Consider the following 12,072-nt stretch of genomic DNA (forward strand, 5'->3'; position numbering starts at 1 on the left):
GGTAATTGATCGACATTGTCTATGTCCTTCTGAGTTGAAAGTTTTGGAAACCAGTGGTTTTCGCGGTTAGTGGCTGAGGGCCTGCTGCGAGGCCTGCTCTTGCGTCTCGTAGTTGTTGGCGTCACGGATCAGTCCGTCCCGCACGCCGTGGAGCATGTTGACAATGTTGTTGAACGCCTGGTTCATCTGACCCATCGTGTCGTACGAGGTCGCCTGGGCCTGACCACTCCAGCCCGCACCGGCGATGTTCATCGACGACGCCCACATCTTGCGAGCCTCATCCGACACCGTCTGCGCGTGCATCTCAAAACGGCCCGCCATCGCACGCATCGCGTGCGGGTCGGTCATAAAACGTGTTGCCATCTTGCCTTTCTCCTTTTTTCGGGTGCTGCCTTCGGTAACTGGAAGTCTGAGCGCGACGGTAGCCGCGCAGCGGATAGATTACGGCGTAGCGGTTAACTGCCAGCCTCGAACGAGTGACATGTGACTGCCTTTTCGGGCGTCACACCACCACCTGCTTCGGCATGACGATCGGCTTGAAGCCGTACCGCGGCCCGGCGTACGCGCCGGCGCCCTTGGCTCCGGCCACCATTCCCGGCATGCCGGGCGCGCCCATGACGCCGGGCTCCTCCTCGGCGGCGGTCCAGCCCGAGCCCTCGAGCGGAGCGGTCGCTGCGGCCGCCTCGGTCGCGGGGGCTGCGTTCGCCGCCCAGCTGGCCGGCACCGAGAGACGGCTTACGGTCGACGCCCCACCGAGGCTCGCCGTCGCCGCGCTGCCCAAGCCACCCGCACCCGCCATCGGGGACACCGAGCTCACCACGGCACCTTCGATGATGCCGCCCGCACCGGCCGGCACCACGTCGCTGACCGCGGCCGCCGGCACCGCGGCGCCGGCCAAGACGTGGCCCAGCGATACGGCGGTCGGGATGGTGATCATGCTGAACCAGGCGGCGGTGTTGACCGCGCCGTTGATGGCGTTCAGCACCGACGGGGTACCGAGGAAGCCGTCGATCGACTGCAGAATGTTGTTGCTGGCTACGGGGTTGGTGATGCCCAACGAGTCGAGCAATGACTGCACATCCGAGCTGAAATCCAACGTCTGCAAATCGTTGGCCCCCTCGAGCACGTCATTGGCGGCGAGCGTGGTGGCGCCGGCGGCTGGGTCGGTGGTCGACGCCAGCGGCGTCACCGGCTGCAGCGTCGAGGCGGCCGCATCCGCGGCGGCCTGATACGCGGTCATGGCGGTGGCGTCCTGGACCCACATTTCGTTGTACTCGACCTCCAATTCCATCAGCTGTGGGAGGCTGAACGGGACCGTCGCGAGCGCGGCCGCGAACTCCGCGCGATTGGTGAAGACCAGTGCCGGGTTCACCACCGCCGCGTGCGCCGCCTCGAACGCGGCCGCCGACGATGCGGCGGCGGAACTCGCCTGCTCGAGCGCGGCCGCGGTGTCGGTCAGGTACGTCACGATCGGCTGTGCCGCGGCGGCGGCTGCGGCCGACCCCCCGCCCGTCCACTGCTCGGTGGTCAGCAACGAGATGATCGACTCCCACGAGGTCGCCGTGGTGCTCACCTCCGCGGCCAGGTTGGCATACGCGGTCGCGGCGGCCATAAACGGCGCCGAGCCCGGACCGCTCCACACCAGCGTCGAGGTGATCTCGGGGGGCAGTGCTGCAAAGTCCATAACCATTTTGTGTATCCCGCTCGTATAGGTCGTATGAGAGTTAGGTCGGTGCCGCTGCTAGACGGCGGTCGATTTCGGCATGACGATCGGCTTGACGCCGTAGCGCGGCGCCCCGAAGCCGTTGGATGCGCGTTCCGCGCCGGTCACCACGCCCGGCATGCCGGCGATCGGAGTGCCCGTGCTGGCCTGCGGAGCGGCGGCGGTCCAGCCCACGGTGTGCAGCGGAGCGGCGGCGGTGCCAGCCACCGGGGTGACCTGACCGCCGACCCAACTCGGGGGCACCGACAGGTTGCCGACCAGGGTGCCCTGGCCGATGCCCGCGACCACCGGCATCGCGCCACCCATGCCTCCCACGCCGCCCATGCCCACCGGCATGGGGGACGTCGAGGCGGCGAGATCCGCGGCACCCGCGGCGGCGGCGGCGTCACCGATCGTGTCGCTACCGGCGGGCAGCAGACCACCACCGGCCATACCGACCAGGTTCGAGGCGGCTGACGCCCAGTTGCCGGCACCGATGTTGAGGATGTTGGCCGAGTTGCTGGACAGGCCGAACATCCCGCCGAGCATTGCCGAGTTGGTGTAGTAGCCGGTGCCACCGAGCAGGTACTGGAGCCAGTCGAGGGCGGTGGTGCCGGGCTCGGCCGCCTGGACCTGTGACACCGGATCCGACAGCAGGTTGAATTGGTCGCCCTCCGACAGCAGTGCCGATGCCGCGTTGTTGGCCTCGGTGTCGCTGTAGCTGTTGGAGCTGGTGCCCAGATTGGTCGCATACGCTTCCAGCTGGGTCTGCGCGTCGGCGGCGGTCGTCTGGTACGCGGTGCCGAACGCGGAGAGAAGATCGCCGCCTGCTGGAGCGAGACCGCGTCGGCGCCGGCCGGGGTGACGACCGTGGTTGCCGCCGCGGCGCCGGCGTTTTGCGCCGCCAGATTGGCATTGATCGTTTCCAGCTGCCCCTGCGCGGCAAGCATCTCTTCAGTCACTGTTGTCAAAGATGACATCCATTGCTCCTCTAGTGTTCGAGCCATGTCGAGCCAAAGAACTGGATCGACCCTGTGCGGTGGCGTACGAGCCCCTGTGTACTGGCGTAAGGCTAATTTCCCCCTGACCAAGTTCCCGATCGAAAGGGCGAGGATGGCGGGCGTTTACGGCCTCTTAACGCCGACGCCCGCAGTTTTAACAAGGTCCTGCCGGCCGACATAGCGGTGTCACTTGTGGGGTGGGGGCGCGTGCCCGGACGTCTGGCGGGACGCGCATCCTACGCGAAGAGAGGTCGGCACGCACGTGGGGATTTCGGCCGAATTCGGGTGGGACGCGGTGTCCCACCACCGGATCGCGCGCGCTAGATTCGCCGCCGAGGCCCCCATAGCCCAATTGGCAGAGGCAGCGGACTTAAAATCCGCCCAGTGTCGGTTCGAGTCCGACTGGGGGCACGGACCTACTGGGAACCGCCATGACTAGCAGGGATAGAACCAGCCCTCCGGCAGCCGCCACGAAACCGGGTACCAATCGCTGAACCAGGACAAGTACTCGTGGTGGTCCCTGGTCGGGTGGTACGCCGTGTGGTTGTGCCACCCATAGTCGGCTACCTGCCGGCGGCGCGGCCGGTGTGCGTCAGGGTCGGTCGCGGACGGCGATGTCGGACATCGCACCTTGGTAGTAGCCGATGATGTCGGCCGCGCTGATCGAGGTTTCGTCTTGCGGCCGAGAAAGAACACGCTGCAGGCACCGTCGATCGTGTGCTTGGGGTCAAGGATCCGGTCCATCCAGCTGAGCCAGAAGAAGCAGAGCACCGCGAGCCTGCCGAGGCGGCGGGACCGGGTGAGGGCCCGGACGAAATAGTCGATCGACCAACGCAAGGCGGTGCCCGCGCCGGCCACGCTGCCGGAGTCGATGCGTTCGAACCTGCGGAACAAGTAGCGCTGCCCGCTATCGGTGAAGCGGGTCAAATCGTAGGGTCCCTCGCAGATCTGCTGGATGAACGGCGAGTCGGCGTAAACGATTCCGCGCGGACGCAGCACCCGGTGGATCTCCCCGGCCACCACCGTCGGCTCCAGCACGTACTTGCAGCACCGCCTGGATGATCACGCCATCGACGCAGCCGTCGGCCAACGGGATCGCGTGGCCGTCGCCGACGAATTGCACGGTCGGGCTGGCGTAGATGTCGAAGGAGACGAGATCGACCTCCGGGTCGGCGTAGAGCCCCGCCAAGCCATCGCCCTGCGAGCCGCCCCCGATCACCAGAATCCGGGGCCGTCGCCCGGCCGTGCCGGCGTCGACCCGCAGCAGCTCCAGCATCCGGGCGACGCTGGCGGCGGCGGTGTCGTTCGCGGGGTGCATCAGCGACGCCAGCACCCGGTGCAGCCCCCGTCGGGGCACCTCCGATGCGCCCTGGGAAGCGCGCAACCGGTCGGCGTCGACCACGCTGTGCTCGAAATCGATCAGGGCGGGTATCCCGGCGATGACCGGGCACGGCTCGGAGCAGTACCGGCACGACGAATTGGTGCATCGCCAGGCACCGGCTTCGCGGCGCACCGGGTCGGTGCAGCGTGGACAGATGATGAGGTTTTCGCGGACCATCGTGTCCAGGGCGAGCACCGATTCACCCTAGCCCGCGGGCGTCCGGTGCAGGCGACATTGCTGCGGAGGTTGCCGGGTCAACCCCTACATTTTGCTGCGGTTCTGCGGGCAGTAGGCCGCGACCGCCGCACCCACGATGCTGCCCGCACCCATGTTGCTCACCCCGAGCGCCTTCTTCACGTCGTCGACGGTCTGGGCCATCGTGTCCCCGGCGTCAAAGTCCTGACACACCGCACGGCCCGCGTTGATCATCATCTGGTCCTGGCCGTTGGGCCAGCTCAGCTCGCGCTGCTGCAGGGTGCGCAGGTACGTGTCGTCCGCCCCGTCGGCATGCGCGATCGGAGCGGCGCCGATGGCAAGGGTGGTCGCCACGGCGGCGATCGGGCCCGCCAACCATGCCGTGTTCTTCATTCGTCGACCCCCTTGATGTGAACCGTGCAGAACCAGAATCCTAACGTTGTCTTGACATTATGTCTCGCCAACGGATGCGGCGGTGCCGGCCGGCTGCGGCTTGCTCCGTCAGGGGCCGCCAGATGCGGCTCAGCGCGAGCTATTACGCACCATGCTCACTCGCGTTGATTGCCATCGACAGGAAGTCCAACCGCCACAGCTCCTGAAAAAGCTTGCGCGCGAAGTCCTTCGCCGCATCGGCGTTGCTGCCACCGCGCGCTGCGACGGCGGTGGCGATCTCCCGGATGCTGCGACGGCCGTCGACGAGTTGCGCGAAAGGTAGTTGATCCGGGCCCAGCCGCACCCGGTAACCGGACCCTAACAGGTCGGCGTCGGACAACAGGCAGGCGGCGCGCGACATCGGGACGTAGTCCAGCGCCTGGTCCGTCGCGAAGTCGATGGTGTACTGCTCTTTGGGACGGTCCGGGCGACACGCAATGAAGAAGTGTGTCGCGTTCGCCGGCTGTAGCCGTTCCACCACCGACCATAGTTCGGCGTCCGGCAATTTTGCCAAATAGTCTCCGAATTTGCTTGCCGGAGTGAAGAATTCGTGAGGATAGTACGGCGCCTTGTGGAACCATCCCTGGAAGGTGAGCCCGGCCGATGCGACCAGATCGAGGCAGTCGGCGACGGTGTAGCTGCGCTGGCGACCGTGCAGGAACGTGTCGACGAGCGCTCCGTCGGTCTGCAGATCGCGGGCCACCGCCAGGTAACCGCGGATGGGATGGTCGGCGGGCAGTGCGGCGATGATGTCCTTGACCGCCCGCACCGACGCGTCGTCCTGGGATAGCCCCAAGTCGCGGAACACCGACTCGAGCAGATCGACCCCGATCCGGCCGTATTTGGCGTACAGCATCAGCCCCATCGCGCCGTCGCGGCGCAGGCAGCCGACCAGCGCCGTCAGCCCGGTCAGCGGATCGGCCAGATGATGCAGCACGCCGGTGGACACGATCAGGTCGACGTCGCGGCCCAACGTCGATACCGCTTCGATCGGAAGCAGGTGTAATTCCAGGTTGTCCAGGCCGTGCTTGTTTTTCAGATACCGCTGATGGTCCAGCGCCGATTGGCTGACGTCGATCGCCACGACCTTGGCGGCGCGGTTGGTGAACGCGAAGACCGAGGCCTGGTTGGCGCCGCACCCCGCGATCAGGATGTCCAGGTCGGGCCGGTAACCGCGGTCCGGCCACAACACCCGGTGCGCCCAGTAGGGGTCGAACCACTCCCAGTTGTTCTTCGAGTAGGCCTCGAGGTCGTCAATGGGGGGCGGGTACTGCCACCGATCGTATTGCCGGGAGACCACGTCGTCGCGCGGATCGTCGTTCACTACACAGGCAATGTAACGGGTTTGCCGGGCCCCGCTGGATGCCGACGCGGCGTTGCCCGTGGGGTAGTGGTCGGCAACTCCTACACTGACCCACCGTGGGCATGCTCTTGGATTTGCGCCGTGGCTTATCTACTGGGTGTTGGTCGGCAACGTCCCCTTCAAAACCGCGGTGGTGGTCGCGTTGGTGATCGCCATCGCCGCGGTTGCGATCGGGCGCACCCTGGGTACGTCGGGCGGCACCCTGGAGATCGGGGCGGTAGCCACGTTCGCGGTGCTGACGGTGCTGACCTTCACGCTCAGCGAGACCTTCATGCACCGGTGGATACAGCCGCTCAGCAGCGCAGGGATCTTCCTGGTAGCCCTGATCGGGCAGCTGGTCGGCAAGTCGTTCGTGCGCGAGTTCGCCGCGGCCGAGCAACCTCCCGACGTCGTCAAGACAGAGCTGTTCGACCGGATCACCGACGTGTTGTCCTGGATCTGGATCGCCGCGTTTGCCGGCATGACGGTGTCGTCGGCGATTCCGCCGGTGCTCGAGCAGTTCGGTGGCCAAGCGGCCACGATCCTCGACACGAAAACACCGCTGCTGTTCATCTGCTGCTGGGGCATCCCCTACTCGTTGCTGGGGCTGGCGGCGCTGGCCTCGCGGTATGTCCCGGAGCGGATGCTGGTCGGGATCGACGATATGGAACGGGAAACCTCGTTCGTCGCCTACGACGAAGCGACGATCGACGAGCTGTATTTCCTGGCCCAGGAGCACTCGAATCGCGAGGTCGGCCCCGGTAAAGAGGCGTACAACCTACGGGTCGGGGGGAAGGGAACGCCGCTGACCGGCGACGAGTCGCGCAAGTCGTGGCCTTCGACCTACAAAGTGCGTGACAAGAAGCGTTGAACCGTGACGGCTGCTCGCGCGACATTGCGCAGCGAGACAACTTTTACTCGTTAGGTCGACTGCATGGCATCCCACAGGATCTGGCTCGTCGCTGCCGCCACCGCGATGATCACGGCGGCGGCCTGCTCGTCGGACCATTCCGGATCACGCGCTAAGCCGGAGTTGAAGACGGGCGCCGGCCAGGCGTTGACCATCACCCCGGAGCAGATGCTCGCGGCGACCGATGGGGACACGCCGGTGGCCTACGCCAAACCGGAGCACGGCACCATCACCTACGGCGCCAACGGCGCTATGATCTACACCCCCGACGCCGGGTTCACCGGCACCGATCAGCTGCACCTCACCTCCACCGCCAGCGTCAAGCTCTACGCCGAGAACCTGCCGCCGCTGGCGACCATCGGCGGCGGCGCCGTCCAGGCCAATGCGCACGGCTCGGCGATCGCCCCGGTACCGGGCAGCTCCGACGAGATTTACGGCCTGACCGACCGCGGCCTCAACGTCGCCGGGCGCACACCGAACGAAATCGTCCTTCCCATACCCGATTTCCACCCGCAGATAGCCAAGTTGAAGCTCGCCGACGGTGTGGCGTCGGTGCAGCGGATCATCACGCTGGCGGGCAAGGACGGGGCGCCGTTGGTCGGGCTGTCGCCCCCGCAGGCCACCAGCGGCGAGGTGATGGTCGACATCAACAGCAACCCGCTAACGCCGTCCGATCACGGCCTGGACGCCGAGGGTCTGGTCGCGTTGCCCGACGGAACCTTCTGGATCGCCGACGAATACGGCCCGTTCATCGTCCATTTCGACGCCAATGGCAAAGAGCTGGAACGCCTTTCACCGTTCGACGGGACGCTGCCCAAGGAGCTGTCGCTGCGCGGCCCGAACCACGGCCTGAAGGGTTTCACCGTCACCCCCGACGGCACGACCCTGGTGGCCATCATGCAGTCGGCGCTGCAAACCCCGGGGCTGGCCGGCCCGTCGACGTCGGTTCCGATCACCCGCATCGTGACGATCAAACTCGCCAACCGCGGCGACGTGCACGAGTACCTCTACCCGCTGGCCAACCCGCAGCAGACCAAGGTCGCGGTGTCCGAAATCACCGCGGTCACGAACACCACCTTCCTGGTCGACGAGCTGGACGGCGAGCCGCAGCCCAAGGGCAACAAGAAGATCTATCTGGCCGACATCTCCGGAGCCACCGACGTCGGCCCCCGCGCGAACGTGGCCGGGACGAGCTATCAGGCCGACCGCGGCGGCCTGCTGGTCAACGGCGTTCCGATCGAGACCTTTGTCGGCATCAGCGGGGTCGACGCGGCCACCGAAAAACTCGGCAGCGCCGGCATCACGGTGGCCGGCAAGAAACTCAAACTCGATCTCACCGATCTGCTGGGGTCGCTGCCGGCCGCCGGCAGCTTCTTCGGCCACGCCAAGATCGAAGGCATCATCACCCCGGACGGCGGCAAGACCATAATGGTCGCCAACGACAGCGATTTCGGATTGCAAGGCCTGGCGTCGACCACTCCGCCGTTCGCGCTCAAGCCCAAAACGCTGCCCAACGGCGCCCAAAACAGCGGCGAGATTTTGACCGTCGACCTCAGGAAGTTGCCACCGACGATGGAGGCCGAGACCATCCCGATCAAGGTCGGCTGAGCCACCGCGCAAGTTCGGATACGTTGGATTCCGGCGGGCGCACCACCACACGAGCCGCACGCGCACCGCACCCAATTGCGGCCCAGCAAGGCGCATCTCGTATGAATGCGGTCAGCCCGGATGCCATTCGCGCGGAGACGATCACCATCACCGGCCACGGCGGCGACGAGATCGAGGCCTATCGCGCCAGTCCGCTCGCCGACGGATCGCGTGGCGGAATCGTCTGGATCCATCACATGCCCGGCTATGACCGGGAGACCAAGGAGTTCGTTCGCCGGGCTGCCGTCAGCGGCCACCACACCGTGGCGCCGAATCTGTACTCCCGCGAGGCGCCCGGTGCGGCTCCCGACGACGCGGCGGCGACGGTACGGGCGGGCGGCGGTGTGCCCGACGAGCGGCTGGTCGGCGATGTCGCGGGCGCGGTCGAGCACCTGCGTTCGCTGCCCGGCGCGAACGGCAAGTTCGGGGTGATCGGGCACTGCTCGGGCGGGCGGCACGCCTTCCTGGCGGCGTGCTCGCTGCAACTGGACGCCGCGGTGGACTGCTACGGAGCGTTCGTCGTCGAAGATCTGCTTGACGGCATGCCCAAGGCGATGCAACCGATCCTGCACCTGGCGCCCCAGCTCAGCTGCCCGCTGCTCGGATTGTTCGGGATCGACGACAAGTTTCCGACTCCACCCGCGGTGGCCGCGCTGGACGCCGAGCTGACCAAGCTCGACAAACCACACGAGTTCCACTCCTACGAGGACGCGGGCCACTCGTTCTTCTCCGTCGACCGGCCGGCCTACCGGGCCGAGGCCGCCGTCGACGGTTGGCGCCGCATCGACGAATTCTTCGCCACCTACCTGAAAGGCTAGGTCTACCAAGCCATGTGCACCTATCTGACCAACACGTGCAGCTCGACGGCAGCGCCAAGGGCGCGTCGGGGTGGTTCGGCGCCGACCGCGCCACGGTCTATGTCGACCATCCCGACCACGCGCCCTTCGGCCACACGGTCAACATCGATGTCATCAATCCGGGGCTCGGCACGTCGGCACGGGTGGCGCTGGCGCTCACCGAGGAAAGCGCGCTGGCGCTGGCCGACGCCATCCGCACCGCGATTTCGAATGCGACGGCCGGCCTGGCGTCCAAGGACCAGTAGGTGACCCATGACGATCGAGCCTGACTACCCGCAGATGGCCGCCGCCCGCGGCCGCATCGAACCGGTACCGCGGCGGGTCCGGGGCTTTTTGGGCGACGAGCTGATCTTCGATACGACCGCGGCGCGCTATGTGTGGGAAATCCCTTACTACCCGGCGTATTACGTGCCGCTGGCCGATGTGCGCGCCGAGTTCCTGCGCGACGAGAACCACGCGCAAAAGGTGCAGTTCGGGCCGTCGCGGTTGCATGCGGTGCAGGGCGCCGGCCAGACGCACCCGTCGGCGGTCCGTGTCTTCGACGCCGACAGCCCCGTCGCGGGCATGGTGCGGTTCGAATGGGATGCGTTGCGCTGGTTCGAAGAAGACGAGCCGATCTACGTCCACCCGCGCAATCCGTACTCGCGGGTCGACGCGCTGCGCTCGCACCGGCACGTCCGGGTCGAGTTGGACGGTATCGTGTTGGCCGACACACGATCCCCGGTACTGCTGTTCGAAATTGGTTTGTCGACAAGGTATTACATCGACCCTACCGACGTTTCGTTCGCGCATCTGGAGCCCAGCCCGACGCAGACGCAGTGCCCGTACAAGGGGGTAACCTCCGGCTACTGGTCGGTGCGCGTCGGCGACACCGTGCACGCCGACCTCGCCTGGACCTATCACTTCCCGCTGCCGGCGGTCAGCCAGATCGCGGGCCTGGTGGCGTTCTACAACGAAAAGCTCGACATCGCCGTCGACGGTGTCAGTCTGGCCCGACCGAAGACCCAGTTCAGCTAATTCATCGCGACATACCCAAAGGCGGCAAATGTGACATTTCCCTCTTTTGGCCAGGGAAGCTAATAAATTCTTACCCTGGTTTTTGCCAACCGCTCGTCGTCGAGTTAGCTAGGATACGTATACCAGCATTTAGTAGCGACCTTAATTGTTAGCCATCTGGTGTCTGTGTATATACTTGGTGACTATCACCTGAGCGGATCCTGAGGCCGCGCAGTGATTTAGCCGACAGCGCCGATTTCAAAAATTTTCGGCCGAAATTCGGCCAGTAGCATTTGTGCAGGCCAGCGCATTTTCAGGCGCTGAAATGCGGTTATCCGACGTCGCTTCACCACTGGCGCACGCGGAGGGCCGACATCAACGAACGAAGGCGGTGCGAACGTGAGCGAAACCAACGGCCGGGAGGCCGCCGGCGGGGTCGTCGAGATCGACGCGACACCGATGGCCCCGATGGCGATCGAGATCGCCGTCGGCAACGGCCCGATCAGCGGCATCGCGACCAGTCCGGACGGGCGCCGGCTGGTGGCGACCCACTACGGAACCGATCGCATCTCGATCATCGACACCGATACCTTTCGCGTGGTCGACACGATCGACGGCGTCGACGAGCCGTTCGCCATCGCGACGGCCGGCTCCGGACCGGGCCGGGCCTACGTGAGCACGGTGTCGACGGCCTACGACGCGATCTGGGTCATCGACGTGTCCACGAACGCGGTGGTCGCGACGCATCCGCTGACGCTATCCGTCAGTGACCTGGCGGTCGATACGGCCGGGCGGCAGGTGTACGCCGGCCGCGACGGCGCCTGGGTGGCCGACCTGGCCGCGCTGGACACCGCGACCGGAAAGATCCACGCGATCACCATCGCGGAGGCCGCCGCCACCGAATGCGTGCGCGTCAGCCCCGACGGCTCTCGGGCCTACGTGGGCGTCAACGGGCCCACCGGCGGCCGGCTCGTCGTGGTCGACACCCGAGCGCAAGCCGGTGCCCGGGCCAGCTGGCGCCAGAAGCGCGGCACCGGCGAACGGACCGCGCTGCGGGTGATCGACACCGTGGAGATCGGCCTGCCCGTGCGTGACGTCGCGCTGAGCCGAAACGGCGCGATCGCCTACGTGGCGAGTTGTGCCCCCGAGGTGGGTGTCGTCGTCGACGTGATCGACACCCGGACCAACAAGATCATCACCACCCGCAAGGTCGGGGAGATCGGCGGCTTTCTCACCGGGATGACGCTGTCCGCCGGCGGAGCCCGCGCCTACCTGGTCAGCGACCACAACGTCACCGTGCTGGGCACGCTGACCCACGACGTCATCGCCACCCTCGCGGCGGGTATGCAGCCGTCGTGCGCGCTGGAAAGCCCGGATGGCAAGCGCCTCTACATTGCCGGCTACTGCGGCGCGGTGAGCGTCACGCCCATCGCGACGCCCGCCCCGCCGGCCATCGAGAGCGGTGCCGACCGGGAGCTGCCGTCCACCGCCTTGCTGGTGCCCGACCTGGTGGCGCACGAACCCGTGCTCGCCTGACGTTCCGGTGCGGCCGCGGTACAACACACCTTGTCGGGGGAACCCGGTGTCCGGGCGATGGCGCGGCGATACC

The 12,072-nt window shown here is 66.6% G+C and carries 12 protein-coding genes, 1 tRNA gene and 1 pseudogene; 7 read left to right on the forward strand and 7 right to left on the reverse strand.

Features of this window, described 5'->3' with window-relative positions; genetic code table 11:
* Positions 1-66: 66 nt before the first annotated feature.
* The 3 genes and pseudogenes from T428_RS0123520 to T428_RS30545 all read right to left on the reverse strand — a co-directional run bounded on the left by T428_RS0123520 (position 67) and on the right by T428_RS30545 (position 2,682).
* The gene (locus T428_RS0123520; RefSeq protein WP_025735564.1) at positions 67-363 is read right to left on the reverse strand and encodes a WXG100 family type VII secretion target; all 297 of its coding nucleotides are present in this window, start codon (positions 361-363) and stop codon (positions 67-69) included.
* 139 nt (positions 364-502) lie between these two features.
* On the reverse strand, positions 503-1,684 hold the full coding sequence (locus T428_RS0123525; protein ID WP_025738382.1) for a PPE family protein: 1,182 nt from the start codon (positions 1,682-1,684) through the stop codon (positions 503-505).
* A gap of 57 nt (positions 1,685-1,741) precedes the next feature.
* Positions 1,742-2,682, reverse strand: a pseudogene (locus tag T428_RS30545) (PPE family protein, SVP subgroup).
* A gap of 358 nt (positions 2,683-3,040) precedes the next feature.
* Between T428_RS30545 and T428_RS0123535 the strand changes: the two are divergent.
* Positions 3,041-3,114: transfer RNA gene (locus tag T428_RS0123535), tRNA-Leu, on the forward strand.
* A gap of 24 nt (positions 3,115-3,138) precedes the next feature.
* On the opposite strand, the gene T428_RS33350 is transcribed toward T428_RS0123535, so the two are convergent.
* The 4 genes from T428_RS33350 to T428_RS0123550 form a co-directional block, all read right to left on the reverse strand.
* Positions 3,139-3,630 carry a hypothetical protein gene (locus T428_RS33350; protein ID WP_169733700.1) on the reverse strand — a complete coding sequence of 164 codons (492 nt, stop codon included), beginning with the start codon at positions 3,628-3,630 and terminating at the stop codon, positions 3,139-3,141.
* On the reverse strand, positions 3,611-4,279 hold the full coding sequence (locus T428_RS31455) for a hypothetical protein (protein WP_051465341.1): 669 nt from the start codon (positions 4,277-4,279) through the stop codon (positions 3,611-3,613). Before T428_RS31455 ends, T428_RS33350 begins: the two co-directional genes overlap by 20 nt.
* Before the next feature lie 66 nt (positions 4,280-4,345).
* Positions 4,346-4,672 carry a DUF732 domain-containing protein gene (locus T428_RS0123545; protein WP_025738383.1) on the reverse strand — a complete coding sequence of 109 codons (327 nt, stop codon included), beginning with the start codon at positions 4,670-4,672 and terminating at the stop codon, positions 4,346-4,348.
* A 142-nt stretch (positions 4,673-4,814) separates the two neighbouring features.
* The gene (locus T428_RS0123550) at positions 4,815-6,035 is read right to left on the reverse strand and encodes a class I SAM-dependent methyltransferase (protein ID WP_025738384.1); all 1,221 of its coding nucleotides are present in this window, start codon (positions 6,033-6,035) and stop codon (positions 4,815-4,817) included.
* A gap of 85 nt (positions 6,036-6,120) precedes the next feature.
* Between T428_RS0123550 and T428_RS0123555 the strand changes: the two genes are divergently transcribed.
* The 6 genes from T428_RS0123555 to T428_RS0123585 all read left to right on the forward strand — a co-directional run bounded on the left by T428_RS0123555 (position 6,121) and on the right by T428_RS0123585 (position 11,999).
* A complete protein-coding gene (locus T428_RS0123555) occupies positions 6,121-6,924 on the forward strand; it encodes a hypothetical protein (protein ID WP_036468782.1) in 804 nt (267 codons plus the stop codon).
* 63 nt (positions 6,925-6,987) lie between these two features.
* Positions 6,988-8,571, forward strand: coding sequence for an esterase-like activity of phytase family protein (locus T428_RS0123565; RefSeq protein WP_084298852.1), 1,584 nt, complete (start codon positions 6,988-6,990; stop codon positions 8,569-8,571).
* Between the two features lie 101 nt (positions 8,572-8,672).
* A complete protein-coding gene (locus tag T428_RS0123570) occupies positions 8,673-9,428 on the forward strand; it encodes a dienelactone hydrolase family protein (RefSeq protein ID WP_025738387.1) in 756 nt (251 codons plus the stop codon).
* A gap of 35 nt (positions 9,429-9,463) precedes the next feature.
* Positions 9,464-9,712: a DUF6295 family protein gene (locus tag T428_RS30555; protein ID WP_245605056.1), complete on the forward strand. Its 249-nt coding sequence runs from the start codon at positions 9,464-9,466 to the stop codon at positions 9,710-9,712.
* A 13-nt stretch (positions 9,713-9,725) separates the two neighbouring features.
* The gene (locus tag T428_RS0123580; protein WP_156943044.1) at positions 9,726-10,484 is read left to right on the forward strand and encodes a DUF427 domain-containing protein; all 759 of its coding nucleotides are present in this window, start codon (positions 9,726-9,728) and stop codon (positions 10,482-10,484) included.
* Positions 10,485-10,862: 378 nt separating this feature from the next.
* Complete coding sequence (locus T428_RS0123585) at positions 10,863-11,999, forward strand: YncE family protein (protein WP_025738389.1); 1,137 nt, start codon at positions 10,863-10,865, stop codon at positions 11,997-11,999.
* Positions 12,000-12,072 lie beyond the last annotated feature (73 nt).

The organism is Mycobacterium genavense ATCC 51234 (assembly GCF_000526915.1).
In the GTDB taxonomy this organism is placed as follows: Bacteria; Actinomycetota; Actinomycetes; order Mycobacteriales; family Mycobacteriaceae; genus Mycobacterium; species Mycobacterium genavense.